The following is a 25,151-nucleotide window of genomic DNA, read 5'->3' as shown; positions in this document are numbered from 1 at the left end:
GCCCCGGCCATTCAGCCGGGGCGCCTCTCCGCAAGAAAGAGAAAAAAGTAAAGTGAGCAAATTAAATGAGTGGTTATGCGCCGGGGGCGGGGGCCAGCTCTGGATTGATCTGGTCCAGCCAAGTCACCAGGTCCATCAGTGTTCCGATAACCTTGTCCGGCTGTGCCGCATCCGCGGCCACGTGCACATCCTTCTGCTCCGACAGGAAGGAGCGGATCTGCACGGCCTTGGCAAAGCCCACCTGCTTGGGGCCGATGATGTCCCTGGAGACCGTGTCGCCCACATAGACGCACATTTCCGGCTTTGCCTGCATTTGCCGCAGGGCGATCCGGAAGATCTCCGGATGGGGTTTGCGATAACCGGTGACGCTGGAGACCGTTACATCCTCCATAAAGCCGCGGATGCCGTAGTCCTCCAGCACGCGGAACACATTGTACAGCGAGGCGTTGTTGGAGATAACGCCCAGGTGGTAGCCCCGGCTCTTCAGGGCCTGCAGCATCTCTGCCGCGCCGTCGCGGAGCTCCCGGTGGTAGAAGGTGACCTCCCACAGGTTGGCCAGCTCCTCGGTGATGGGCAGCAGCTTTTCCCGGTCAAAGGCAAAGTCCCGAAGATACCAGTCCGGCCAAATCTCCTCCGGCTTTTTCTCCAGCATATTCCCCTCGCTCCACTGCTTATAGGCCTTTACGCCGTCCGTGATCCGCTTCCAGAACACATCGTCCGGGCAGCCGGGCTCCAGGCCGTTGGCCCGCAGGACCTCCAGCAGCCTGCGGCAGGTCGCCCGCTGGGTGTCCTCGTTGTACCAAATATCCTCCAGAGTTCCGCCCATATCAAATAAAACGGTTGTCAGCATCAGGAATCCTCATCCTTTCCGTGTGTATTCCGCCGGCGGTGGCAGCCGGCATCCTCTCCGTCCTCAAACAACAGCATGGCATCCTCCTGGGGAGACCGCCGGGGCCGCTCTTCAGCAGCCGGGGCAGCAGGATGCGCTTTGGGGGCGGCATCAGCCTTGGTCCCGGCCGCCTCCCGCATCTCCTCCTGCAGAGTCTTCTGCACAGGCAGAGGATGGGTCTTTCTCAGCTTGAGATAGACCGGCCAAGCCACCGCGTTTCCGATCAGGGCCGGTGCCACACCATACAGGGTAATCAGCTGCACCATGGTTGCCCGCTGGTCTGTATCCAGCATCCAGGCTGCGAAGTAGAACATCACCAGAACCACCGCCAGCCCCACAAACCCGAACAGCGCCACCCGCTTGTCCCGCAGAAGGAACAGCAGGCTGCCGATTGCCGTCCCCGCCAATGCGATGATCAGCGTGTGCACGGCGTTGGTGGCTGCAGTGCTGGGCAGCGTAAGCTGCCGGTACAGCGGCTCTGCCAGCAGGGTATACAGAACCCCGTAGATGCAGAGGTCCAGCAGCGTGGCGAAAAAGCCTGCAATGGCAATGGGGCTCTTCCGCCGGTGATTCTTGTCAATGAATAGATTCATGCGCATATCTCCTTATCTGAGAGGGCCGGAATGGAGAGCCGGCGGACGGATTCCCGTCCGCCGGCCGTGTGAAGCAGCCAGGATCGCCGAAGTGCTGTTATCCGAGCATCTGCCAGAAGTCACGGACGGTCATGAACTCCGTGTAGATGGAATTGGGATCGAACGGGGAAACGTTCATCTCCTCATAGGGGACAGAGCCCTCAGCGGGTTCAATGTCGTCCCGGACAGGCCAGCCGCCCAGGGTGTTGAAGGGCTCGTAGCCGCTGGTATCGCCATCAATGCCGCCCATCATGAAGCGGATCAGCAGTTTGGCGGCAGCGGGATGCTCACAGCCTTCCACCACGTACAGGGTGTTGATGGCGGGTATGCCGGTGGTGGGATACAGGTTCACGGGAGCCAGGACCCAGCCGTTATCCTCGTTCTTGCGCAGCTTGGAGGAGGCGCAGAAACCAATGGGGGGATCGGACTGGCCGGGGGTGCCGACAGCCTCGGCGACCTCGTCAGAAGCGGAGGTGAAGATCGGCTCATTCTCACGCAGGCGCTTCAGGAACTCGTAGCCGGCGTTGGCGCAGCCCTCAGAGAGCACCAGCTCCTCGCCATACAGTTCCTCATAGGCGGCAGCCAGCTGATCCGGGGTATCACCCACGCAGAAGCCGGTAATCCAGGAGCCCCAGCCCACATTATTCAGGGGATCCTGCATCAGGATCTTGCCCTTCCATTGGGGCTCGGTCACCTGCCAGATGTTGGTGACAGGGGAACCGTCAGGATAAGCCTCAGCATTGTAGAACAGCTGGGTCAGCTCAATGTACAGAGGGGTTTGCGTCTCTGTCAGGCTGGGATCAATATGGGCGAGGATGTCGGCAGGCTGATATATGTAAAAAATCTTGTTTTGCACATACTCATTGTACAGGGAGCCGTCCTCGTCCTTGATATGGACCACATCCGCCACATACTGGCCGGCCTCGTGCTCACGGGTGACCTTGTCCAGCAGGTCGTTGGTAGAGATATCAAAGGGCGTGCAGGTGATTTCGGGGTACTTGGCCATGAAGGCCTCCGCCACCTTGGTGCAGCGGGAGGAGATGGAGTACAGGGTGACTTCGCCGCCCTCGGCGATGGCCTGCTCATAGAGCTCCTCATCCGTCTCGTCCGTGGCGGTGATGTTGGCGGTTTCCTCCCAGGAGGTGGCGCCGGCATCCTCCGCCTCATCATCCGTTCCGCCGCAGCCGGTCACAGTAAACAGCATGACAGCAGCCAACAGGGCGCTCAATAGTTTCTTGTGCTTCAACATGGTTCTTTTCCTCCTTTAATCATTCTTCCTCAAATCGCTCTCTTTTATCGCAACGGCTGACGCCGCAGGATACTCCGGGATCGCTCGGATGATGGAAACGCACACTTAGCGGGAGTACTTGATCAGGCGTTTGGTAGAGGCGTCGAACACATTGACCTTATTGGGCGGGTAGGAGAGATAGACCGTCTCATCGCCGGCGTAATGGGTGGAGCCCAGCTCCTTTACAGTAATCAGCTTCTCACCGACCCGGACGGAGACCAGGGTCTCGGAACCGGCGGGCATTCCGGCGTATACACGGGCCTCCACCTGCGCGGCGTCGGTCTTCTCACGGGAAATGGTGATCTGCTCCGGGCGGATGCCCAGAACCAGCTTCAGGTCGCCGGAGGCGGGCGCTTCAGGCGTCATGTCCTCCCGGGAGAACTCCAGGCGGCCCATGACACCGTCAACCGACAGCCCGGACGCGCCGGCGGTGCCCGAGGCCTCCACGAAGTTGATGCTGGGGTTGCCGATGAAGTCCGCCGTATAGAGATCGCAGGGGTTGTCGTACAGCTCCAGAGGCTTATCCACCTGGACCAGCTCGCCCTCACGGAACAGGGCGATCTTGGTGGACATGGTCAGCGCCTCCACCTGGTCGTGGGTGACGTAGATGATGGTGCTGCCGGTGTCGTGGTGCAGGCGCTTCAGCTCGGACCGCATATCCACGCGGAGCTTGGCGTCCAGGTTGGACAGGGGCTCGTCAAGCAGGAGCAGCCGGGGCTCTGACACGATGGCGCGGGCGATGGCCACACGCTGCTGCTGGCCGCCGGAGAGCTCGGTGGGATACCGCTTGGAGTACTGGCCGATCTGCATCCGTTCCAGGGCGCTGGCAACCATTTTTTCGATCTCCGCGGAGGGGATCTTTTTGATCTTCAGGCCGAAGGACACGTTCTCAAAGACAGTCATGTGGGGCCACAGCGCGTAGGACTGGAACACCAGGTTCAGGTTCCGCTGGGACGGGGGCGCGTAGTACGCCTCCGCCGCGTTGACGATCTCCTTGCCGTCCATGTAGATGAAGCCGTTCTGGGGCTTTTCCAGGCCGGACACCACCCGCAGCGTTGTGGTCTTGCCGCAGCCGGAGGGGCCCAGCAGCGTCATGAAGTCGCCGTCCTCGATGGTCAGGTTCAGATCTTTCAGAACGTGGTTCTTGCCATAGAATTTATCGATATGTTTCAATTCAATCTTGCTCATGTTCGTCGTCTCCTCTCAGTTCTCTGTCCGCGTCAGCCGGCCATGCTCTTGGCCAGGTCCGCCTTGCCGGAGAGATTCGCTATCGCATACACCAGGAACACAATAGAGAACATCACAATCGCCACGCAGTCAGATGCCTGCGGCGAGTTGCCGTTCTGGTACCGGAACGCCAGGTACGGCAGCGTGGAGGTGGTGGGGGTCATGATCAGGATGATCAGATCCAGCTCCTTCATGATGGAAACGAAGATCAGCATGAAGCCGGAGATGAAGCCGCCTTTGGACAGGGGGAACACAATCTTCACGAACCGGCGGAAGAATCCGGCGCCCTCGATGGTGGCCGCCTCTTCCAGCTCACCGCTGATCTGCAGCATGTTGGAGGTGCCGGCCCGCGCCGCGAAGGGCAGATGCTTCACCACGGACACCAGCGTCAGCAGAGCGAAGGTGCCGTACAGGGCGGGCACCAGGGTCACGCCGAAGATCTGCTGGGGCTGGGAGAACATGGACAGATAGATGCCGCCGAACGCCACGGACGGGATCAGATAGGGGATGAACACCAGCTGTTCCACCAGCTTGCCGTGGAGCCTGCCGCGGCCCTTGGCGGTGATGTAGCCAAGCAGCTGGCCGAAGATGGTGCCGAACACGCCGTTCACGAGAGTCAGGCGCAGGGAGTTGAACAGGGAGTTGATGAACTCGTCATTCTTGAAGATGCCCGGCAGCCCCTCCATAATCTGGGGATTGGATTCGCCAATCCAGTAGTGGAGGGTAAAGTTGTCCAGGGAGTAGATACCTTCCTTGAGCATGAAGCTCTCCATGACCAAGATGACGATTGGCATGATGATGCCCACTGCGAAGAACACGAACAGCGCCGCAGTGATAACCGGCCTGCCTACCTTCCCAAGGCCGATCAGGGTGGATCGGCCGCCCTTGCCGCCGATGGTGGCGTAGGACTTGCGGGAGCCGATCAGCTTCTGGTTGACGAACACGGCGATGGAGGCAATAATAATCATCAGGATCGCCATGGCAAATCCGGTCTGCGTATCCCGGGAGTTGATATTCATGTACAGCTGGCTGGACAGGGTGTAGTACTGCACCGGAGAGCCCAGATAGTTGATGGTTCCGAAGGTGCCGATGGCCTTGGAGAAAGTCAGGATCACGGCCGACAGGATGGCCGGCAGCACCAAAGGCAGAGTGATCTTCCGCAGGATCATGGCCTTGCCCGCGCCCTGGATCTCACCCATCTCCTCCAGCTCGGAGTTGATGGAGTTCAGTGCTGAGGATACCAGCAGGTATGTATAGGCGTAATAATGAAGGGTCAGCACGATGATGATGGCGACAGGGCCATAGGCCAGCCACTCCGGCACATCCAGCCCCAGGGAGGCCATGAAGCCGGGCGCGCCGCCCAACCTCGCTGTCTTGAACATGGACAGCCACGCCTGGGATTTGCACCAGGAGGGGATCATGTAGGGGATAATCACCGCCAGGGAGAAAAACTTCTTGAAGGGCAGATCCGACCGGACCATCAGCCAGGCCAGAATGGAACCCAGCAGGATGGCGCACACGGACACGCAGACGCCGATGACCAGGGAGTTGATCAACGGCTTGATCAGCATGGTCCAGGACAGCTCACTGGCCAGCAGCCGCTGCCAGTAGTACAGGGTAAAGTCGCCGGCCTTGCCGCCGCCCACAGCCCGGATGTCCCGCTGGGCCAGCTCAAAGGTGGTGGCGATCATGTCCAGCAGCGGCAGGACGATCAGATAGACCAGCAGAACGACGGCGATCAGTACGATGATGTTGTAGGGATTTGTCACCACTGCCTTGATCTGATTCTTCAGCCGCCGGCTTTTTGAATACGTTTGCTCTTGCGGTTTCATCTTCCTCTTGCACCCTCTCTCCTCAGTTCCTCTTGTTGTTTGTGTTAAATATCGCAAACGTTTTCGTTTCTATGCGATTTCAAATTTAACATTCGTTCATACTTTTGTCAAGAACTATACCGCATATTTAATAAAGTATCCAATAAAATTATTCTAATTTTGGTTATTTCGTTGTCTTGCAAAATTCAAATCCGAACGGCTCACACAAACGTTTTCCGGGATTTGAAAAAAATGATGCGTTCACTTCAGCGGCGGCAGCAACTCCAGCAATTCCGGGAACGTATCGATCACTGCATCCGGCCGCGTCTCCTCCGTGAACTCCACAGGATGCTTCTTCTCCGGAGACCGGAAGATGATGTTGCAGCCGATTCCCGCAGCCTTGGCCCCTGGAATATCTCGCTTGATGTTGTCCGCCACGGAGACGCAGTCTGCCAGATCCACCCCCAGTTCCCGGGCTGCAATGTGGTAAATCTCCGCGCCAGGCTTGCGCAGATGGCACACGGAGGAGAGCACCACACTGTCAAAATACGGGGCCAGCCGATCCTCCTCCAGCCAGTCGGGCACCTCGTGCTCGCCAATCAGGTTGGACACAATGCCCAGCTTGTATCCCCGCTCGTGCAAGGTTCGGATCACTTCTGCCCCGCCGTCCACCACCACACGCCGGCCTTTGGACTGGCGGTACTCAAAGGACAGCTCATGGCAGACCTGGGCAATGCGCTTCTGGTCATAGTCCGGCAGCAGCCACCGGCACCAGAGCTCCCGGTCGCCAGCCTCCTTGTTCTCTCCCAGGGCCCAGCGGCGATAGGACTCGTAGCGGTCTTCTACCAACTGATAGAAGTCCTCCACCTGCAGCGGTGCCCCCGCCAGCTCCGTCATCTTCCTGCGGGCATGGCGCATATAGGGCTCATCCTCCAGCGCAATCCGAAGGGTGCCGCCCAAGTCGAACAGGACGGCCCTGTACCTTTTTTCGTTCATCCTTCCTCCTTATCCGCAGACAGGCAGATGCTCTCTGGATCCGCTGCCCACTCGTCTTATGCACTGAATGCAAACGTTTTCGATTTTCTGTCTTTATTCTATGGTAGATTACTTTTCTCTGTCAAGGGGAGGAACCGCCAAAGACACTCCCCTGTTTTTGCCATTTTGACCAAAAGTCCAGAAATCGCAGTTTTATATTGACTTTTCTGACAAAACTCTATATATTTCAATGCAGAAGTGTACTTCTCTTTCTTGCGGGCGGAGTTGCGTCGCAGAATCGAAAACGTTTGCATTTTCGCGCATTTTTGGGTGGAAAAACCGGCTTTTGTCTGCCCTGTTCCAAGGCGCTGTCCCCCCTCCCGCAGTTTGAGCGTGACAGTCTGAATCATGGAAAGAAGGCATTTTATGGACGGATACCTGTTTGACCCCCACACTCACACGGCGGAAACCAGCAAGTGCGGCCACCTGCCGGCGGCGGAGGTGGTGGACCGCTATGTGCGCCATGGCTTCTCCGGACTGGTTGTGACGGACCATCTCCACCCGGAGTACCTCTCCCGGATTGACACAGACCACGATTGGAATAAGGTCATAGACCACTATCTCTCCGGCTACCGCGCCTCCAAACAGCGGGGCGACGAGGTGGGCTTCCAAGTGCTGCTCGGCGCGGAACTGCGATTTCCCGAAAATGACAACGACTACCTGGTGTACGGCATTGATGAGGCGTGGCTGCGATCCAACCCCTACGTTTGCTGCATGAGCGCCCGGGAGTTCTTCCAGAAATTCCATAACCAGGTGCTTATTATCCACGCCCACCCCTATCGGGACGGCAACACTACGGTGTTTGAGGACGCGATTCACGGTACGGAGATCATCAACGGCAATCCCCGGCACGACAACTACAATGACCGGGCTCTAGAGCTGGCCCGCCGCCATCCAGAATACTACCGCCTGGCGGGATCCGACACCCATCAGAGTGGGGACGAGGCCCGGGCCGGCGTGATCCTGCCAGAGAGGCCCGCCGACTCCTTTGCCTACAAGACCTTGATTGGGCAGCACCGTTTCCACCTCTGGAGCCCGGAGTTCCAGTCCTTTGTGGACACGGATGAGGAAATGCGGAAGGAGAAACAGAAATGAGCCAGTTTGACTCTCTGATCATCGGCGAGGTGGCACAGGACACCAATGTGGACTATGACGGCACCACCGTCCATGCCGTGGGCGGCGCCGTGTACTACTCCGGCTTCGCCGCCGCCAACACCGGCCACAAGACCGCGGTGCTCCCCAAGGCGGACACGGCCCAGGTGGACCTGGCCGCCGCCTTCGCCCCAGCCCCAAATGTGACCGTCTATCCCCTGCACAGCAGGACCTCCTTTGTCACAAAAAACGTCTACCACACCCCGGACCGGGAGCGGCGCACCTCCACCGTGGACAGCGTCATCGAACCATACCGCACCGAGGAGGTGCCGGATATCGATGCGGCGATCTGGCATCTGGCGGGCCTGGCAGCGGGCGACATTCCCAACGAGATGATCCCCTTTGCCGCCCGGCACGCCATGGTGGCCATCGACGTGCAAACCATGCTGCGCTGGGTGGAGAACGGCGGCATGGTCTATCACGACTGGGCAGAGAAAAAGGAGCTGCTGCCGTATGTCCGATTTCTCAAGACCGACGCGGCGGAGGCGGAGATTCTGACAGGTCTCACCGACCGGGCTGAGGCCGCCAGACAGCTTTACCAGTGGGGCGCCAAGGAGATTCTCATCACCCATAACACGGAGGTGCTGGTCTACGATGGTCGGGAGATCTACACATGCCCCATCCGGGCCAGAAACCTCTCCGGCCGGACCGGGCGGGGCGACACCACCTTTGCCGGCTACATCAATGAACGGCTGACTGCTGACATCCCCACCGCCCTCCGCTTCGCCACCGCCTTAGTGTCCCTGAAGATGGAGACCCCCGGCCCCTTCACCGGCACCCGGGCGGATGTAGATGCCTATCTGAAGGAATTCTACTGAGCGCCATTTCCGTATCCATCTCCCGAAATCACCAAGACGGCTGCCAACCCGGCAGCCGTCTTTTCAGCTCTGCTCCGAAGTTAGGGAATAGATATTTTATTAACGGAGAACGGACGGTGGATGCGGATGATAAAATAAATCCTGTAAACGTCTAAACGTCGGAAAAAGGGTTGTCAACCATAAATTTGATGCAATATACTAACACAGGTAGGCTGGCAAGGTAATCCACTGCTCTTTTGTGTTGTCCAAACTTGAAAATCATGCAGGCGTATTACGCTTACGGTCTTTCCGTGAGCGTGATGCGCCTGTTATCGTCTGCGGGAAATTTAAGAGGAACAAGGGAAGGATGTGATGGAAGGGTTTCTAAAAAATATTGAGGCTGGCGCTGTCGACGATGCTCTGCCTAACGGTAGCAGCTGCCGGGACCTTAGACCCAGTGCGTGGGATAGCAGGTCAAGCTGGCTGTGAGCGGGATAGATTACCGGCTACGATTCAGACAAAGGCGGAACAGACTGTGATTACATTTACTGCGGAGAATGGGGCAATGGTGGCGAAGGGAGAAGGTGAAGATAGCATTATTAAATGGCGGGTGCTGAATGATCGGCCCAATACGATTGACAGGACTGCCACGCCCAGAAAGGGTGTAAGAATTTTTTAATGATAGTCTAACAGAAGGCAAACAGTTGTGCGGTACAAGAAGCTGAGGCAGACGATGTTAAATTTATGGGCAGTATAAACAGTTCTCAATTTGCAGAATCAAATGCTACCGTTATCATCAAAACGCCTCATTCCATACCACGATATGCAAAGCTCCCAAGGCCATATGTCATCTTGAAAAGCGGAGGCGTTCTGTAAGTAAAACAGAACACCTCCGCTTTTCAAGATTAAATTTCGTATGTGTGAAGAAGGATCAGTCCCGCACGACACCACCGTCAAGGTTGATGGCTTCCCCGCTGATATTTCGGGCACCGTCAGATGCCAGGAACAATGCCAGTGCCGCGATGTCCTCCGGCTTTTGGAAACGATTCATCGGAATGGAGGACTCCATGCGGCGGCGGACGGTACTCTTATCCTCGCCTGTGTCTGCGGAGATGCCATTGATGACGCGCTGGATCATGGGAGTATCAACAGAACCCGGGCAGATCGCATTTACGGTAATATCTCTCGGTCCGAGTTCAGCAGCAAGCCCGCGGGTCATACCGATCACACCGGCCTTGGAAGCACAGTAAGCAGCAGTATTGGCAAAACCGTTCTTTCCGGCAATGGAGGCAATATTGATAATGCTTCCGGGAAGCCCCTTTTCCAAAAGAATGGAGACAACCGCCCGTGTGCAGAAAAAAGTCCCCGTGGCATTGACGGACAGATTTTTGTTCCAGATCTCGGTACTCATCTGCTCGATGGGCACACCGATGGCCACACCTGCGTTGTTTATCAGAATCTGGATGGGATGTCCGGATTCTACCGCACAGCGCACCACATCATTTACTTGATCTTCCTGACTGATGTCCATTTTGACCCGGGTGAGCAATGATTCGTACTCCGTCTCCCAGACGGGGACCTGCAGATCTCCGGCAATGACCGGATATCCGGCATGCAAAAATGCTCTTGCTGTCGTTTCACCGCTTCCACCGCCGGCACCTGTCACCAAAACAGTTGTTCCGCTCAAACTCATTTTATGTTACCTCCGTCCATTCCGAATGATTTTTTGCACTCCGATAAATCGCTTCACAAACAGCCGCATTCTGATAACCGTCATAAAAGCTTGGATAATTGCCGGCTTTCCCGCTTTGAAGCGATGTATAGACTTCTTCGAAAAAGCTTGAGAATGTATCCGGGAATCCGCCACCAAAGGCATTGGTTACTGAGGTGACACCCTTAAATTGCTGTGCAGTATAAATTTGATAGGGGGTTTCAGAACACCACCAGACGGAGTTTTCATCGCTGCTGATTTCGATTTTAATGCAGTTGCTGCGTCCATGAGAGACCTCTGAGAGGAGGAGGGAACCAATCGCCCCATTGGAAAATTGCAGGGATACCACCGCGGCATCTTCGGATTCCACTATAATGTGTTCGCTTCCCGGCTGCGGTGCGGCAAACATCATTCCGTCTTTTTTATACCGGTCCTTATGGAAACAGCCAAAACTGGCCGAGACGGCCGTGATTTCCAGTCCCGTCCAAAAACGGACCAGGTCGATCCAATGTGAGCCGATTTCTGTGACTGCCCGCATGAGGCCGCCGAACTCCGGGATATAGCGCCACATGTACTGGGCGGGGAGAATATGGAATTCCTGCAGATAGGAGCCGTGGATCAGGCGCGGAGCGCCGAAGCCGGGCGTAGCTACGATCTTCCGCCCCCGCTGACAGGCCTCGTGATAACGCACATTGAAATTTACTGCGGCCAAAAGCCCCCTCTCTTCTGCCAGCTGATACAACTCCCGCGCCTGTTCACTGTTCAGGCACAGCGGCTTTTCACAAATAACATGCTTTCCGGCTAGCAGGGCCGCCTTTGCCATCTCATAGTGCATAGCCGGGGGGGTACAGATGTGAATGCAGTCCACACTGCTTGCCAAAGCATCTGTAAATTGGTTGCTGTGTGATGGGATATTCCAAATTTCCGCAAACGCTTTGGCTTTGCTTTGGTCCCGCCCAATGACAAGTACGATTTCCTGATTTTGCTGAATCAGTGCCTTTGCGTGGGTTGCAGCGATATTGCCGCAGCCAACAATTGCAACTTTCATGTGATCCCTTCTTTCAGACCGTTTGTTGTGCTATTATGTCACATATGTTTTCATTGAAAAAAGGACACTTGTCCTTTTTTTGAAATACCCGCAATAATTTTACAATCCTACCAAAATCGGGTAATTCTTTTTGGCTGAAGGAGCGGGCAAAATAGGACATCTGTCCTTTTTTGAGATTGGGGGAGTTTGATAATATGAAAACACCAGAAAACCGCCGCGTCTTTGTCACTGGAGGGAATATGGAGCAGGAAGACCTGATCAACTTGTGCTTGTCGACTCTCCCTGACCGGCTGCGCCAAACTGCGGAACCGGTATGCTTTAAAAAGAATCAGATCGTCATCCGAAAAGGGGAGCCGACGACATGCGCTTATCTGATGGTGCTTGGGGATCTGACGGTTCAAACGGAGTATGAGGACGGCAACTATTATACATTTGCCCACATCTTGCCGGGGAGGTATATCTCTGACCTGGAAGTCCTCTCCGGAAGGTTTATCAATGCAGTAACGCTTGTGGCCGCAGAAAACAGTATGGCACTGCGTTTTCCCCTGGCAGTGTTTCAGGAATGCCTAAACAATGATATTGATTTCCTGCGCTACATTGTTTATGGCTTGGCGGATGCCATGTTCGATACGTCTTCGCAGCGGGGGAGTAATTTATATACGCATAGTTCCACCAAGGTTGCCCGCTATTTATTGAGTTACATAAATGCCCATGGCCCGGAGGAGGATGGCGTATATGTTATCCGCGTTACGCGGCAGGCCATTGCGGCGGAGATCGGCATCAATATCAAAACGGTAAATCGTGCCGTCAGACGACTTTCGGACGAGAACCTGCTGGAAATTGTCCACGGAAAGATCCGTATTTCCCGAGAACGTGTGGAGCAAATGAATCGCTACATTGGAAGTGATCATAAAGCAGATGCTTTTTGATAAAACAACATTTAGGAGGATCGATTATGAAAAGAGCTTTTTCCGTACTTGTATGCGCCGCTATGATTTTTTCTTTAACTGCCTGTGGCGAGGCCTCTGTATCTGACGAAAAAGATGCGGCTGAGGGCGATGCCGCTGCCTCCGGTAAGCTGGCTGTCATCACCGGCACAGGTGGCCTGGGCGATCAAAACCTGAATGATTATGTCTATTCCGGCGTTAAGATGCATGAATCGGAAGGCGTGACTGTGGATGTCGTGCAGCCCTCTGATCTGGCGGACTTTCCCAATCTGCAGACGCTGTATGCAGAAGAAGGAACGTACAGCACCATTGTCTGCATTGGATTTGATCAGAAAGAGGCACTGACTACGGTCAGCGAGGAATTCCCCGATCAGAGCTTTATCATCTGTGATACGGAATGTGCGGGCTCCAATGTGACCAGCGTTGTGTTCCGGGCAGAGGAAACCGGCTTCCAGTTGGGTGTTCTGGCGGGACTCCTCGTCAAGGAAGGTTCGCTGGAAAACAGCCGCGGGAACAACACCATCGGCTTTGTCGGCGGCAGTGATATTGCCACCATCAACCAGTTTGCCGCCGGGTATGAAGCCGGTGCACGCCTGGCGAATCCTGATGTGACGGTTCTTCGCTCCTATGTGGGAAGCTTCAGCGATCCGACAACAGCGACGGAGCTTGCCACCAGCCTCTATGAGCAGGGGGCGGACATCGTGTTTGCCTGCGCTGGCGGTTCCGGTCTGGGTGTTTTCACGGCCGCTGAAAAGCAGAATGGATACGCACTTGGTATTGAAACCAATCAGAATGCGCTCTCTCCGGACTGCATCATTGCTAGCGGCACTCGCGCGTGGGACGAGGCGATTTACGATGCAACGCAGAAGGCGCTGGATGGGACTCTGGAGAGCGGACTGCTCAGCTACGGTATTTCTGACGGAATGCTGCAGGCAGAGCGCGCAGGCAGCAACGTTCCTGTCTCCGATGAAATTATGGCAGACGTGGCTGCATACAGCCAGCGCGTTTCTGACGGCAGCCTGAAGCTCCCCACGACCTTGGAAGAAGTGGACCCGTTCCTCGCAGAATACGCCGAATAAAACGGATGAGGGGGATTTCAATGGACGCTTTGCTTGACATCAAAAACGTAACCATGCGGTTCGGCAGCCTCGTTGCCAATGACCATGTGAGTCTTTCCTGCGGGTATGGCTCGGTAATCTCTCTTTTAGGGGAAAATGGTGCCGGAAAAACCACCCTCATGAAGGTCATCTATGGTTTGAACAAGCCGGAGTCTGGCGAGATTTATTTCGAGGGAAAAAAAGTATCCGTGAAGTCCCCGAAAGCGGCGATCTCTCTTGGGATCCAGATGGTTCACCAGCATTTTATGCTGGTGAACCATCTGACAGTGGCCGAAAACATTGTGATGGGAAATGAACCGGTGAAACTTGGAATTTTTCAGCGTAAGGCTGCGGCGAATCGGGTACGGGAGCTCTCCGAAATGTACGGACTGCAGATCGATCCCATGCAGATGGTAGGCAAGCTGTCTGTCGGAGCCAAGCAGAGAACAGAGATTTTGAAGGCACTGTACCATGGAGCCAAACTGCTGATTCTTGACGAACCGACTGCTGTTTTGACGCCCCAGGAAACACAGGAGCTGTTTAAGGTCATCCGCCGTCTGAAGGAAGACGGGAAGTCCGTCATCATCATCACCCATAAACTCCATGAGACCATGGAGATTGCTGATTGGGTCTATGTGATGCGCCATGGCAAAATGATTGGCTGTGTCGCCAAGAAGGACACCTCACCGGAAGAATTGACGCGAATGATGGTCGACCATGCGCTGGAAAAGTTTGAGAAGGCCGCCTGCCATCCCAGGGAAGTAGCGCTTTCCCTATCCGGCCTGTCCTATACAAACCAGGATCATGCTCCTGTTTTGAGAGATGTGAATCTGGAAATCCGAGAGGGAGAGATCTATGGGCTTGCCGGCATAGAAGGAAACGGACAGCAGGAACTGGTGGAGGTACTCAGCGGCATTGAAAGCAGATGGACCGGGACCTACCGTTTGCTGGGGCAAAATGTTGCCGGGAAATCTGTGCGAGCCCTCATTGATCTGGGCCTTGGCTGCATCCATTCCGACCGGCATGATAGAGGTTTGCTCCTGGATCTCCCCGCAGCAAAAAACGTTCTTCTGGGATACCAGCATCAGCGCTCTGTCAAAACACCGGTGGGACTGATCGATTATCGGAGTGTGTCGCAGATGGCACGCTCCATTATTGAACAATATCATGTCTCGCCTGCGGACGAAACGTATATTGCCCGCTCTTTTTCCGGCGGAAATCAGCAAAAGCTCATTGTGGGCCGGGAGTTTTACCGGAACCCGAAGGTGGTTATTATTGCGCACCCTACCCGGGGAGTGGATATTGGTGTGTCAGAGATTATTCATCAGAGCATCCTGAAACTGCGGGAGGCTGGTTCCGCCATCCTGCTGATTACAGCGGATTTTGATGAATTGTTCAAGCTAAGCGACCGGATCGGCGTGATTTACGAGGGGCATATCGTCACCGAGGGCAAGCGTGAGGAATATACGCCGAATCGGTTAGGCTTATATATGGGAGGCGGCACAGATGAAGATAAAGCGGTTTGAAAAACTTGCGGCACCTGTGTTGTCGATTATCATCGCGTTGTTGATCGGCACGGCCATCATTAAAATCTGCGGATATCACCCTCTTAGTGCATATTCGGCGCTGCTGAAAGGTGCGTTTGGGTCTTTCCGGTATACTATGGCGACCCTGGAAAAGAGTGTCCCGCTGATTCTATGCGGCATTGCCGCTATGGTGGCAATGAAAAGCGGGATCTTTAATATCGGCGCAGAGGGTCAGCTTTTTATGGGTGCCATTGGATATGCGGTTGCCGCACTGTATCTTGATTTCCTTCCGGGTTCGCTTCATTTGATAGTATGTATTCTCGTTTCCATACTGTTTGGAGGCGCCTGGGCATTTGTCCCGGCCATTATGAAAATCCGGATCGGGGCAAATGAGGTGGTGACCTCCATCATGCTCAATTATATCGCGCAGCTTTTTACCTCATATCTGGTTTCTGGCCCCTTGCGAGCTGACGGAGCGGTCTCTCAGAGTGATCCGATCCCTGCCGCAACGGCCATTGGGGAAATTGTAGCCGGCTCCAAAATCACATACGGCTTTCCTCTGGCAATCGTACTTTGCGTCGTCTTTGCGGTACTGTTCAAACGCACGCAGCTGGGATACGAGATCACGGCGGCCGGTATGAACGCCCGGGCTGCAGAAGCAGGAGGCATCCAGCCTGATCGGGTCCGCATTATCGCTATGATGGTTTCAGGCGCGCTTGCCGGTCTTGCGGGAGGGCTCCTAGTCGCCAGCACCTTTGGCCGGTTGGTGGAAACGGTATCCACCAGTTTTGGCTTTGACGGGATCTCCATTGCGGTATTGGGACTTTATACGTCTGTTGGCGTATTTTTGTCCAGCCTTCTCTTTGGAGCGCTTCATACCGGAAGTCTGTACATGGAAATGTTTATGAAGATCCCCAGTGAACTCATTGATGTTTTGCAGGGCGTGATTATCGTGGTGATTGCATCGCCTGCGATCTTCCAGATTCTTTTCAAGAGAGGGGGCAAACGGTGAATGTGTAACGAGCAATTGAGCCTGATTGCTTCCGTGCTCTCTGCTACGCTCCGCATGTCTGTTCCGCTTGGATTTGCAGCGATCGGCGGAGCGATTTCTGAGCGATCCGGGATTATTGCGCTGGGATTGGAAGGGTATATGACCATCGGAGCGTTCTTCGCGGTGCTAGGTGCCTATATGACCAATAGCGCGGCTTTCGGACTCCTGGCCGGTGCATTGGCCGCGGGCATTTTTGCACTGATTTACGGTTTTGTCTCGATCCACCTGAAAGCGCAGCAGACGGTCAGCGGCCTAGGTATGAACACCATTGCGCCCGGTCTGGTGGCAATCCTTATGGTGGCGATTTTTGGGAATAAGGGAAAATCTGCACTGACGCCAAACTTGCAGCCGATTGAGCTACCCGTTATTTCCAAGATCCCATTTCTTGGCGAGGTGTTTAGCGGACATACGATTCTCCTGTATGCCTTTTTGCTGATAGCGGTTCTATGCTGGGTGATCATGTATAAAACGCCGGAGGGCATTCGCCTGCGGTCTGCTGGAACCAATCCGGAGGTTATCGAAGCGCTGGGGCTGAGTGTGAAAGCAATCCAATACCGGGCGGTATTTACCTCCGGTATCCTTGCAGGAATTGGAGGAGCATATTTGTCTATTGCTCAGCTCAATTTTTACAGCTCGGATATGGTTTCCGGACGAGGATTCATCGCAATTGCCGTGTTTGTATTTGCGGGGTGGAATCCGGTTCGCTGTATTTGGGCCTCGCTCCTTTTCGGGTTTACAGAGGCAATTCAGATGCGTCTACAGACATTGGGAATGCCGTCGCAGATCATTCAGATGCTGCCGTATTTCTGCACGCTTCTGGTGCTGGCAAATATTCGGACCTCTCGGAAAAAGCATCATATTATGTGAGGGAATCTTATGGATATGAAAGCTTGCATTCATACGGCGGCGGAGGCCATTTGTTCCAACAGCTCGCTTCAGCCTCAAGTGGGTCTGATTTTGGGAAGCAGTCTTGGAGACTTTTGCGACGGACTGCAAAATGCCGTCAAATCTTGTTTTCTGAATTACCTGTGTTTCCACAAGCCACTGTTGAAGGACATTGCAGTGAATTTTGGATCGGGACGCATCAGGCGATCCCTGTTCTGGCCCTGTGGGGGCGCCTGCATTATTACGAGGGGTATTCCTAGAATGTACTTACCATCCCTGTTGGTGTGATGGCACTTTTGGGCATTAAAATGCTGATTTTAACCAATGCCGCAGGCGGTATCCATCCCCGACTTTCCCCGGGATCGTTGATGCTGCTGCAGGACCACATCAATCACTCCGGCTCCAATCCTTTGATCGGCAGAAATCCGGGGAATTCGGCCCCCGTTTTCCCGATATGTCAGAAGTATATGACACAGATCTGCGGAATGATGTGCTCCTTACAGCCAAGAAGGAGGGAATGGACCTTGCCTGCGGAACCCATTTGATGTATAGTGGGCCCAGCTACGAGCCCCCGGCAGAAATCCGATTCTTCGGTAAAATCGGAGCAGATGCCGTAGGGATGTCTACCGTTCTGGAAGCAATCATAGCGCGGCATTGCGACATCCAGAGTTTTCCCGGCGAGGGCATTGTAGGAGGCCCCGGAGAGAAAGAGGCCGGACTTGGCCTACTCATAGTATACGTTCTCCTAGGCAGTGCCTAAGGTCCCCTCAGTTTCCACTTGTCTGGTCCGGTCTATCGCGAGCCGGGCCATAGGGTCTGGGTCCAGGAAGCAACATTGACGTCGTATTCCTCCGCCAGAGAGCGGGCCTCGTCCTCCTAAGGGATGTCCTAATCAGCACGGAAGTAATAGACATAGTCTACCGGCTGGACGTTATAATCCATCATGGCACCAGTGCCCAGCATTGGGGTGGAAAAAGAGATAAGGCAAGTTCCGGGGATGAGCACTGTCATCACCAGCATGTTCCGCATGGTCTGCCGACCGCGAAAGCGCATCTGGGACACGGAAACCATGTCCTTGTATTTATACTGCCTGCCGCCCCAACCCTTGGCTGCAATGCCGCGCAAAATCATGTACAGTCTTACTAGCACAAACAGATAGAATACGGTGGTGAGACCCTCTGATGAAGGTATAGTGGGGGCAATGTGGCCGCAGAAACCGCCTGCCGTCAACTACATGATGCCCACCCAGCCATACCAGTGTTTCACCTCTCGGATGGATTTGGAGGTGTGAGGCTCCTGGACTACATCGATGATGCTGGTCCTACGGCTAGACCGGCCTCCCAGAAGGAAGAGCATGTCAGTTGCACAGGCAGCGAAGGCCAGGGTGTAGGTGTTTGAAGGTGAGTGGCATCTCCTTTGTATCCACCACCAGAGCCTGGAACACCTGCCACAGCCCCCAAGCCAAAGGGGTGCCCAGGATAACCCCGGTGGCGCAGGAACCCAGGAAAATACCTGCCAGATCCCGACGTAGTTCCCGTTTCAGTCGCTTTCGGGAGGCGCCCAGAGCCAGAAACACGCCGGTTTCCCGGGACTTCTGCCAGAAGAAAAGGCCGACGACACAGGTGGCAAATACAGCGCAGCCGATGACAGATAAGGCAAAGATCATCATTACCTGTCCGCTGTCGCCGCCCTCCGGAAGCACCGGGAGGATTGTAGGGGGAGTGCATCATGCTCACATACGCGGTGACCAGCAGCACGGAGAAAAAGCATCAGCCGCTCAGCCGGGCTACTGCCCCTTGTTTTTTCGCCCCAGGGCGGCGTACACCTGAATAAATGTCTTCATGGCCTCACTCTTTGTCCATGTCCCAGATGGCGTCCAGCAGCTGGTCCTGAAAGGTGCTTCGCTCCAGCGACCCTCGCTCCAGAGTTCGCCATATCACTCCATCCCGGAGAATCTCCACCCGGTCGCAGGAGGAGATGTCGAAGGATTCGTGGGGCACCATGAAGATGGTGGCGCCTAGGGCGGACTTGGCCTGCCGGAAGGGGCGGATCACCGTCTGGGAGGACTTGGAGTCCAAGTTGCTCGTAGGCTCGCCGGTCAGGATCAGCAGGGGGGATGAGAGGCCGGGCCACAGCAGTGCGCTGTTTTTTGCCACCGGAGATCTCAGCCGGGTACTTATTGCGGATGGCAGAGATGCCGAACACATCGCACAGCTGATCTGCCCGTGCTTCCGTCATGGCAGAGACAGTACCGCCGATGATGGCTAGCAGCAGGATGTTTTCCTGCACTGTCAGGCCGTCCAGAAAACGAATGTCCTGGAACACGAACCCCAGCTTTCGGTTCCGCACGGCGGCTAGGGATTCCTCGTTCAGCCGGGCCAGCTCCGTATCTCCCAGCAGGATGCTGCTGGAGTCTGAGGGAATATAGCAGAAGATTCATTTCAGGAGGGTGGTCTTGCCGGACCCGGAGGGACCCATAACTACCACGAGCTCTCCTTTGCCCATCTCTAAAGGAAATCCCCCTTGAGTACTTTACAGGTGGCCTTGCCCACCCGATAGGATTTGTTTAGGCTTTTCACTGTCAGCATACAGACTATCCCTTTCTTGTAATTCACATCAGATTCCGCACCAAAGGCGATGAGCGTCAAGCGGGCGGGATAGAAGCCGCAGAAGAACCACTTGTTGATCCCAGCATACCGCGGTCCAGCGGCTGTAACAAACGGAGCCGTCATTTTTGGCAAAAGGAATACCAAGTTGGGGACCATGCCGCTGTAATGTCATAAACAGCAGATTTGATGTCAAGTTTGATTTGGAACCGTGAGGGAAGCGTGATAGAATAGCCCCAGTAGCGGTCCGGGCCGGGCAGCCAAAAGGCCCCTCCGGAAAATTGGGCTTTGAAAGGAAGAGGATACTGCGCATCGGCATCTGAGACGACGTCTATGATGCCTAGTTGGTGCTTCGGTCCAAGCTGGAGCGGATTTTGGAACGTCAGCGGGCGGAGAGACAGTTTTTCTCCGGCGAAGGGCTCCTCAAACGGCTGGAACACCACATCGGAAAACTGGATCTGATATTTCTGGATATGGAGATGGGGGAGCTGGCCGGCACGGAGATCGCCCGGAGGCTGCGGTCCGCCAATCCAGGGCTCCATCTGGTGTTTGTCACCGGCTATGCCGACCGTATATTTGGCGGATACTTGGCAATCAGGGTGCGGAACTCCTTGGTGGGTTTCACTTCTTGCATGGACTCGACGCCGTGAACCAATACTGGCAGGGATTGGGCTGGGGGAGCCGGATTTTTTGAAGATATGGAGGAACTTTTTCTCCAGGGATGACTGTTCGTCGTCACAGCGGTCCAGATAATCGTACACCAGCCACCACAATTTCAGTCCCTTCCAGCCCCTAGAGCAGACACGACGAAGTTCCTGGGCAGGGTGCCGTGTTCATCAAAAGGTTTTGATAGTGCCGGTGAGTCATGGTAAGTAGGCGGCACACAATACGCAGGGAAACATCTTTTCAAACTTTAGGTTAGCCGCGAGGGCTTTTTGAGTGGAGTCAAAAGTTGCAAGCTACCACTAGAACGGAATGTTCGTGAAGCGCGTGAAGTGGTGGTACAACGAAAATGGCGTGACTCCAAATGCCTACTATGCTTGGCAGAAGAAAGTCTTTGTCCTTTATGGTAGGGCAGCAGAAAATTCAGTCGGAAACTGATGCACACAGCAGTTAGTTGCTTTGCAGAATTTCCGGCACCGCAGGAGCAGCTATGCATCTTCTCTAAAACCTTAGTCGCAAGTATTCAGGCCGGTAAAGCCTCTTTAAATCTCTAAGCAGGAACTGATTCGCAAGTGGTACAGCTCTCTACCAAGCGTTGAAGTCATGCTGAACGATTTTGCCGGAGTGAACAAGCTCTACATTGCCTGCGGTTATACAGATCTGCGTCGAGGGATTATGGTCTCGTCAGCATCGTCCAGCAGAAGTTTGGACTGTTGGCACCACAGCAACCGTATCAGAACGGTTTGGGATATACCGATACATTGCGTGTCGGTGCGGTGAGTGTCAGTATCTATGAGGGGTCGTCAGCCAAGCTCCTGTGAGCCATGCTTACAGTCATACTCAGTGTATTCAGTGAGCAAATCAATGCGGGTAAAACGAGCGAACCGGACACCACCCCGCACTGACTGCGGGCGTGCACGCCAGAAAGGACGAAACTACAGATATGCCGGAGCCGTGAGCTGTGACGTAAGCCAGCAGGCGGACCTGACCGACTACGTCGATGTGGAACAGGTGTCCGATTGTGTGGGAATCTGTAGCGCGGGCCAAAGTCGGGGGCTCAACGCTATTGCCCCAGAGGCACACCATAAGAGCACAGTCCGCGGCCATGCTCGTGCGGTTCTTCCAGAACTTCACAGAACAGAAGTTGACACGCAAAACTGCGCCGCATAAGCAATGAAAAGGCCATCTGTGTATGTCAACGGAAATTGAATTGGACCAACCATAACTGGAGCGTCTGCTTTGCCAACAGATGCTCCAGTTTTTCTGTCAGAATCAAAAGATATGTTTCTGCCATAAAAAAGTAGAGGGGTAAATCAGGTGACAAGTAAGTCAGTGGAGAACTATTTCTTGGGTGAATAAGTAGGCGGGGAGCTCATCAATAAAACATCACCGTCTCTGTTCGTTGGCAAAATCACTAAATCACGTTTCAAAAATTCCAAGCCCCGGCAGCCTTCTTGCCGGGGCTTGAAATTTTTTCAATCAGCATCCTTCCTCGAAACACTGGAGACATCATTTGGGTGGACCAGTTGCATGAACTTATCCACGGAGTTGACCACGTCAGCGGTCAGGAAACGCAGCCACTGCTTTTGACGCCGTCCCAACAAATTCATCATCGCTACGCCTACATGTACTTTGATCCGGGTTTTCCTAACTACGGCCAATGTCAGGTTTTCAAGTGCCAGAAAATTACCCTCTACTGATAAGGACGCTCAGAAACGAACCCAATTACAAATCCAAAATCGGGAAAATTTTGTAGGACTCTGTCTCATGACAGAGTCCTACATCTGTTCGTGGAGCTTTTTCAGACACTTTGATACCGCCGCCTTCGATACACCGTAGATCATCCCGATCTCTTCCATGGTCAGGCTCTTGTCATATCGGAGTTAGATCAGATTCCGGTCCCAGTAGCCCAGGCTACCGACAGTTTTCCGCAGAGTTTCAAGCTGGAGGTTCCAGATCCAGGGCGCCACATCCTCCACGGAATGTCTCACGCATTCGAAATCGGACAGTGCCGTTTCAAACTCACTTTAATCAGGTGCCTTTCGTCCCGTTTTTCCTGCGCCTGTTCCCGCTTCCGATCCCGCTCTAGGAAGTCTGTGGCCTCCCTTGGCACTGATACTTTCTGCCAATGATACGTAATCCCGACAGAGTCGCTTATTCATGTCCTTACCGCCTTTGGTGGAAACGTACACACCCGCGTTGCCAGCACAGCGCTAAATACTGAAGACCTTTATGGAGTCCCCCTTCGTTCAGGGTGGCTGTGTTGCCCTACAAGGCCTATGAAAAAACGGAGGAGGGCTTTTGCAATAAACGAATAGCTTCTTATTGTTTATATATGAGCAGGGTGAGAAGGTCCCCCGCACCGAAAGGTGCGGGGGTTCTTCTATCGCAACTCAGATGAGTTTTGATAAATAAGTTGCCTGATTAGGCGGTAAAGTTACCGGAAGTAACAGACCCACCATTATAGGTAGCAGTCACTCGATACAGAGCACCGTCCATCAGAGAACCATTGGCAATCAGTGCGGCACTCTGTCCAGCAGAGTTACCGGTGGCCACGGTCACAGTGCCAGTAGCCGCAGTCTGCCAAATATTGGTAGCCTCCATGTACCGCTCAACGGTGACGTTGAAGGTCATGGCGCCTGCGGCAGGGCCAGTCAGAGTGACGGAAGCAACCAGATCACCAGAACTGTCCTTTGCCAGAGCCGTAGCAGAGAGCACGCCAGCGCCCGGAGTGACAGTCTCGGTCTCATCCACAACCTTGACATACACATCGGTCAGCAGACCCTTGTCATTGGTCTTGTAGAAGACCTGATCATTCTGATCTGCCGCAATACCGGTGATGGTGCTGGCTTCCAGCTTGCCGTCCACATCCACAAAGTACACTTCAACGTCACTGGTATAGGCGAAGTGGGTGTTCCCGAGCTTGATGACGTCATTGGTAACGGAGTCAGTACCGGCGGTATTGCTTACACCGCCCAAGCCATTGTTGCTATTGCTGTCCTTGAGGGCCTGGCTCTGAGCGCCGGTCATGATGCCCTTCTCGTTGTAGATGGGACCATACACCAGAGCATCCTTGCTGTATGCGGCAGAGGTCTTCACAGTGGATTCCTGACCATTGATGAAGGCATCATACTCATAGTAGTAGCCTAGATCGGAGGTGTAGGACTGACCTGCGCCGTTGCCCTTGATGTAGATGATGTCCTGATTGTCGCTGGCCATGGTCATGCTGGCGTTCTTCTCAATGAAGACAACCGTAGCGGGAGAACCATTTCCAGTGCTGTCCATGAAAACGGCGACCTTGCCGGGAGTGCCACCATTGTGTTTGATAGTGGGAACATTGGCGAAGCCCTCGTAAACAGTATAAACCGTCTTGCTGCCAGAGGTATCGGCCACCAGGAAGATGGTCTTGCCGTCAGCGGCGGTAGTATACTTGGGGCTGGTGCCCAGATTGGCCTTGTTATCCACAGCAGCATTGATTGTGTTCCGGCCGTTGGTCACCAGTTCGACATTGGCGCCGGCCTTGCCGTCCGCAGCATCAGCGACCAGATTCAGGCTATACACATCGTCACTGTCCACCGTGTAGGACACAATATCATACTTGGTCAGCTTGCCATCCGTGTCTGTATTGAAGTTATAGGGCCCAGGAGAAACAGAAGTCAGATCAGAGGGCACATCGACCTCAACGGTCTTGCGAGTGCCATCGGTGAACAGCAGCTCTGCCTTGGCAGTGTCGTTGAAGTCACCGGCCTTGGCGGTGTAGTTCAGGACCACGGCGTACTCCACAGAGGTGTCAGCATCCACATACAGGGCATAGCCATAGGGGTCCAGATAGACGGTGACGTCCTTGCTGCGATCCACAGTGGTGGCCAGATTGTAGATGTTGTTGGCGGACTTGACGTTGGCATTATACTTGGTGCCGGCCACAGTCACGGAACCCTCAGTGGTGTAGGTGCTCATGGTGCCGGTGACCTTCTCGGCCAAGCCCATAGACTCGACACACTTTTCGCCGGTCTTGTAAGAATAGGTGTAATAGACGATATCATCCTTGGAGAAATCGTCCGTGTCATAGGTGCCGCCGGGGCCGGTGAAGGAATCAGACACATCCAGGGTCACATAGGCATCGCGGGTAGAGGTTGCCTTACGTGCGGCAGCAATCTTGCCCACATAGGTGTTGACCTGAACCAGAGTCAGGGTGTCAGCGTCCTCGTCATAATAGACATCCAGCAGAGCACCGTCGTCGCCGACATTCTGACGGCTGCCGCGGACAACATCGCCAGCAGAGTAGGTGGTCTTGAGACCATCCACATACAGAGTGACATCCTGCTTGGAGATACCGTCAGACAGGCCCAGGTCGCTGTAGATCTCGCCCACCTTGACCTCGCTGGTGTAGGTCGCATCCGCCTCATCAGCATAAGTGCCAATGGTCTTGGACTTCAGCTTCCAGGTAGTAGAGGGACGCTCGAAGGCATCGGAGTCGCCATCGTGCTCGCTCAGATCACCGAAATACCGCTCGGCGAACTGCATCTTGCGATCACGGCTGCCGATGTTGCCGTCAGTGTCCGTGGTGTTGGAAACATCCTTCCGACTGGAAGTGGTGTTGATGGTGATATCACCCACAACGATGGTGTTCTGCTGATCATACTCCACCATGGTGGCCTGCAGCATGTTGAAGGCGTACAGGGCGGCCTCCTCACGGGTGACGGCCTGAGAGCCCACAAAGTTGTCGTTGCCATCATCCAGGCCAATGCCCACGGCCTGCTTGATGACGTTCACGGTCCAGTTGGCG

Annotated in this window: 22 protein-coding genes and 1 pseudogene; 10 read left to right on the top strand and 13 right to left on the bottom strand. The window is 54.6% G+C overall.

The genetic code is table 11. The features are described from left to right. Nucleotides 1-73 precede the first annotated feature (73 nt). The 6 genes from HMPREF1546_RS12990 to HMPREF1546_RS12965 form a co-directional block, all read right to left on the bottom strand. Entirely contained in the window at nucleotides 74-850 is a 777-nt protein-coding gene (locus HMPREF1546_RS12990; protein ID WP_021749949.1) for an HAD family hydrolase, read from the bottom strand. Continuing rightward, nucleotides 850-1,482 (bottom strand): hypothetical protein, encoded by a 633-nt coding sequence (locus tag HMPREF1546_RS12985; RefSeq protein ID WP_025545008.1) that lies wholly within the window; start codon nucleotides 1,480-1,482, stop codon nucleotides 850-852. Before HMPREF1546_RS12985 ends, HMPREF1546_RS12990 begins: the two co-directional genes overlap by 1 nt. 97 nt (nucleotides 1,483-1,579) lie before the next feature. Further along, the gene (locus HMPREF1546_RS12980; protein WP_021749951.1) at nucleotides 1,580-2,770 is read right to left on the bottom strand and encodes an ABC transporter substrate-binding protein; all 1,191 of its coding nucleotides are present in this window, start codon (nucleotides 2,768-2,770) and stop codon (nucleotides 1,580-1,582) included. A gap of 105 nt (nucleotides 2,771-2,875) precedes the next feature. Next, nucleotides 2,876-3,997 carry an ABC transporter ATP-binding protein gene (locus tag HMPREF1546_RS12975; protein ID WP_021749952.1) on the bottom strand — a complete coding sequence of 374 codons (1,122 nt, stop codon included), beginning with the start codon at nucleotides 3,995-3,997 and terminating at the stop codon, nucleotides 2,876-2,878. Between the two features lie 32 nt (nucleotides 3,998-4,029). Beyond that, nucleotides 4,030-5,868 carry an iron ABC transporter permease gene (locus HMPREF1546_RS12970; RefSeq protein ID WP_021749953.1) on the bottom strand — a complete coding sequence of 613 codons (1,839 nt, stop codon included), beginning with the start codon at nucleotides 5,866-5,868 and terminating at the stop codon, nucleotides 4,030-4,032. Nucleotides 5,869-6,108: 240 nt separating this feature from the next. After that, nucleotides 6,109-6,843, bottom strand: a complete 735-nt coding sequence (locus tag HMPREF1546_RS12965) for an HAD family hydrolase (RefSeq protein WP_021749954.1) — start codon at nucleotides 6,841-6,843, stop codon at nucleotides 6,109-6,111. Between the two features lie 405 nt (nucleotides 6,844-7,248). Between HMPREF1546_RS12965 and HMPREF1546_RS12960 the strand changes: the two genes are divergently transcribed. Both HMPREF1546_RS12960 and HMPREF1546_RS12955 read left to right on the top strand, forming a co-directional pair. Continuing rightward, nucleotides 7,249-7,977 carry a PHP domain-containing protein gene (locus HMPREF1546_RS12960; protein ID WP_051320030.1) on the top strand — a complete coding sequence of 243 codons (729 nt, stop codon included), beginning with the start codon at nucleotides 7,249-7,251 and terminating at the stop codon, nucleotides 7,975-7,977. Beyond that, nucleotides 7,974-8,852 carry a PfkB family carbohydrate kinase gene (locus HMPREF1546_RS12955; RefSeq protein ID WP_021749957.1) on the top strand — a complete coding sequence of 293 codons (879 nt, stop codon included), beginning with the start codon at nucleotides 7,974-7,976 and terminating at the stop codon, nucleotides 8,850-8,852. Before HMPREF1546_RS12960 ends, HMPREF1546_RS12955 begins: the two co-directional genes overlap by 4 nt. 910 nt (nucleotides 8,853-9,762) lie before the next feature. Here HMPREF1546_RS12955 and HMPREF1546_RS12950 read toward each other — a convergent pair. Together HMPREF1546_RS12950 and HMPREF1546_RS12945 are read right to left on the bottom strand one after the other, a co-directional pair. After that, nucleotides 9,763-10,524 carry an SDR family NAD(P)-dependent oxidoreductase gene (locus HMPREF1546_RS12950; protein ID WP_021749958.1) on the bottom strand — a complete coding sequence of 254 codons (762 nt, stop codon included), beginning with the start codon at nucleotides 10,522-10,524 and terminating at the stop codon, nucleotides 9,763-9,765. A gap of 1 nt (nucleotide 10,525) precedes the next feature. Then, nucleotides 10,526-11,590, bottom strand: coding sequence for a Gfo/Idh/MocA family protein (locus tag HMPREF1546_RS12945; protein WP_021749959.1), 1,065 nt, complete (start codon nucleotides 11,588-11,590; stop codon nucleotides 10,526-10,528). 194 nt (nucleotides 11,591-11,784) lie between these two features. Between HMPREF1546_RS12945 and HMPREF1546_RS12940 the strand changes: the two genes are divergently transcribed. The 7 genes from HMPREF1546_RS12940 (at nucleotide 11,785) to HMPREF1546_RS19945 (ending at nucleotide 17,856) form a co-directional block, all read left to right on the top strand. Continuing rightward, the gene (locus HMPREF1546_RS12940; protein WP_083491019.1) at nucleotides 11,785-12,519 is read left to right on the top strand and encodes a Crp/Fnr family transcriptional regulator; all 735 of its coding nucleotides are present in this window, start codon (nucleotides 11,785-11,787) and stop codon (nucleotides 12,517-12,519) included. A gap of 26 nt (nucleotides 12,520-12,545) precedes the next feature. Continuing rightward, entirely contained in the window at nucleotides 12,546-13,616 is a 1,071-nt protein-coding gene (locus HMPREF1546_RS12935) for a BMP family protein (RefSeq protein ID WP_036630693.1), read from the top strand. Nucleotides 13,617-13,636: 20 nt separating this feature from the next. Beyond that, complete coding sequence (locus tag HMPREF1546_RS12930) at nucleotides 13,637-15,160, top strand: ABC transporter ATP-binding protein (protein ID WP_036630696.1); 1,524 nt, start codon at nucleotides 13,637-13,639, stop codon at nucleotides 15,158-15,160. Then, nucleotides 15,141-16,172 carry an ABC transporter permease gene (locus HMPREF1546_RS12925; RefSeq protein WP_021749963.1) on the top strand — a complete coding sequence of 344 codons (1,032 nt, stop codon included), beginning with the start codon at nucleotides 15,141-15,143 and terminating at the stop codon, nucleotides 16,170-16,172. Before HMPREF1546_RS12930 ends, HMPREF1546_RS12925 begins: the two co-directional genes overlap by 20 nt. Continuing rightward, a complete protein-coding gene (locus tag HMPREF1546_RS12920) occupies nucleotides 16,173-17,078 on the top strand; it encodes an ABC transporter permease (protein ID WP_021749964.1) in 906 nt (301 codons plus the stop codon). It begins immediately after the preceding gene. A 305-nt stretch (nucleotides 17,079-17,383) separates the two neighbouring features. Beyond that, complete coding sequence (locus HMPREF1546_RS19950; protein WP_083491018.1) at nucleotides 17,384-17,641, top strand: hypothetical protein; 258 nt, start codon at nucleotides 17,384-17,386, stop codon at nucleotides 17,639-17,641. Further along, complete coding sequence (locus HMPREF1546_RS19945) at nucleotides 17,551-17,856, top strand: hypothetical protein (protein ID WP_021749965.1); 306 nt, start codon at nucleotides 17,551-17,553, stop codon at nucleotides 17,854-17,856. Before HMPREF1546_RS19950 ends, HMPREF1546_RS19945 begins: the two co-directional genes overlap by 91 nt. A gap of 128 nt (nucleotides 17,857-17,984) precedes the next feature. Here the strand turns inward: HMPREF1546_RS19945 and HMPREF1546_RS12910 are convergent, their stop codons facing one another. The 4 genes and pseudogenes from HMPREF1546_RS12910 to HMPREF1546_RS19935 form a co-directional block, all read right to left on the bottom strand. Continuing rightward, nucleotides 17,985-18,227, bottom strand: coding sequence for a hypothetical protein (locus tag HMPREF1546_RS12910; protein ID WP_021749966.1), 243 nt, complete (start codon nucleotides 18,225-18,227; stop codon nucleotides 17,985-17,987). Nucleotides 18,228-18,453: 226 nt separating this feature from the next. Beyond that, the gene (locus tag HMPREF1546_RS12905; protein ID WP_198016074.1) at nucleotides 18,454-18,762 is read right to left on the bottom strand and encodes an FtsX-like permease family protein; all 309 of its coding nucleotides are present in this window, start codon (nucleotides 18,760-18,762) and stop codon (nucleotides 18,454-18,456) included. A gap of 181 nt (nucleotides 18,763-18,943) precedes the next feature. Beyond that, nucleotides 18,944-19,252 (bottom strand): hypothetical protein, encoded by a 309-nt coding sequence (locus tag HMPREF1546_RS19940; RefSeq protein WP_349133784.1) that lies wholly within the window; start codon nucleotides 19,250-19,252, stop codon nucleotides 18,944-18,946. A 19-nt stretch (nucleotides 19,253-19,271) separates the two neighbouring features. After that, a pseudogene (locus HMPREF1546_RS19935) lies at nucleotides 19,272-19,574 on the bottom strand (ATP-binding cassette domain-containing protein); the annotation flags it as partial. Between the two features lie 475 nt (nucleotides 19,575-20,049). On the opposite strand from HMPREF1546_RS19935, the gene HMPREF1546_RS19930 reads away from it, so the two are divergent. Further along, on the top strand, nucleotides 20,050-20,352 hold the full coding sequence (locus tag HMPREF1546_RS19930; protein WP_198016075.1) for a response regulator: 303 nt from the start codon (nucleotides 20,050-20,052) through the stop codon (nucleotides 20,350-20,352). 2,437 nt (nucleotides 20,353-22,789) lie between these two features. Here the strand turns inward: HMPREF1546_RS19930 and HMPREF1546_RS19270 are convergent. Beyond that, nucleotides 22,790-25,151: hypothetical protein (locus HMPREF1546_RS19270; RefSeq protein WP_021752017.1), on the bottom strand; the 2,362-nt coding region annotated here is incomplete at its 5' end.

It is taken from the genome of Oscillibacter sp. KLE 1745 (assembly GCF_000469445.2).
In the GTDB taxonomy this organism is placed as follows: Bacteria; Bacillota; Clostridia; order Oscillospirales; family Oscillospiraceae; genus Oscillibacter; species Oscillibacter welbionis.
The sequence above is the reverse complement of the archived record's forward strand: the minus strand, read 5'-3'. Positions and strand labels throughout refer to the sequence as shown.

Bases quoted from the DNA above. Each gene is read 5' to 3' on its own strand.
- HMPREF1546_RS12990 (WP_021749949.1), bottom strand. From the start codon at position 850: ATGCTGACAACCGTTTTATTTGATATGGGCGGAACTCTGGAGGATATT.
- HMPREF1546_RS12985 (WP_025545008.1), bottom strand. From the start codon at position 1,482: ATGAATCTATTCATTGACAAGAATCACCGGCGGAAGAGCCCCATTGCC.
- HMPREF1546_RS12980 (WP_021749951.1), bottom strand. From the start codon at position 2,770: ATGTTGAAGCACAAGAAACTATTGAGCGCCCTGTTGGCTGCTGTCATG.
- HMPREF1546_RS12975 (WP_021749952.1), bottom strand. From the start codon at position 3,997: ATGAGCAAGATTGAATTGAAACATATCGATAAATTCTATGGCAAGAAC.
- HMPREF1546_RS12970 (WP_021749953.1), bottom strand. From the start codon at position 5,868: ATGAAACCGCAAGAGCAAACGTATTCAAAAAGCCGGCGGCTGAAGAAT.
- HMPREF1546_RS12965 (WP_021749954.1), bottom strand. From the start codon at position 6,843: ATGAACGAAAAAAGGTACAGGGCCGTCCTGTTCGACTTGGGCGGCACC.
- HMPREF1546_RS12960 (WP_051320030.1), top strand. From the start codon at position 7,249: ATGGACGGATACCTGTTTGACCCCCACACTCACACGGCGGAAACCAGC.
- HMPREF1546_RS12955 (WP_021749957.1), top strand. From the start codon at position 7,974: ATGAGCCAGTTTGACTCTCTGATCATCGGCGAGGTGGCACAGGACACC.
- HMPREF1546_RS12950 (WP_021749958.1), bottom strand. From the start codon at position 10,524: ATGAGTTTGAGCGGAACAACTGTTTTGGTGACAGGTGCCGGCGGTGGA.
- HMPREF1546_RS12945 (WP_021749959.1), bottom strand. From the start codon at position 11,590: ATGAAAGTTGCAATTGTTGGCTGCGGCAATATCGCTGCAACCCACGCA.
- HMPREF1546_RS12940 (WP_083491019.1), top strand. From the start codon at position 11,785: ATGAAAACACCAGAAAACCGCCGCGTCTTTGTCACTGGAGGGAATATG.
- HMPREF1546_RS12935 (WP_036630693.1), top strand. From the start codon at position 12,546: ATGAAAAGAGCTTTTTCCGTACTTGTATGCGCCGCTATGATTTTTTCT.
- HMPREF1546_RS12930 (WP_036630696.1), top strand. From the start codon at position 13,637: ATGGACGCTTTGCTTGACATCAAAAACGTAACCATGCGGTTCGGCAGC.
- HMPREF1546_RS12925 (WP_021749963.1), top strand. From the start codon at position 15,141: ATGAAGATAAAGCGGTTTGAAAAACTTGCGGCACCTGTGTTGTCGATT.
- HMPREF1546_RS12920 (WP_021749964.1), top strand. From the start codon at position 16,173: ATGTGTAACGAGCAATTGAGCCTGATTGCTTCCGTGCTCTCTGCTACG.
- HMPREF1546_RS19950 (WP_083491018.1), top strand. From the start codon at position 17,384: ATGGCACTTTTGGGCATTAAAATGCTGATTTTAACCAATGCCGCAGGC.
- HMPREF1546_RS19945 (WP_021749965.1), top strand. From the start codon at position 17,551: ATGTCAGAAGTATATGACACAGATCTGCGGAATGATGTGCTCCTTACA.
- HMPREF1546_RS12910 (WP_021749966.1), bottom strand. From the start codon at position 18,227: ATGATTTTGCGCGGCATTGCAGCCAAGGGTTGGGGCGGCAGGCAGTAT.
- HMPREF1546_RS12905 (WP_198016074.1), bottom strand. From the start codon at position 18,762: ATGATCTTTGCCTTATCTGTCATCGGCTGCGCTGTATTTGCCACCTGT.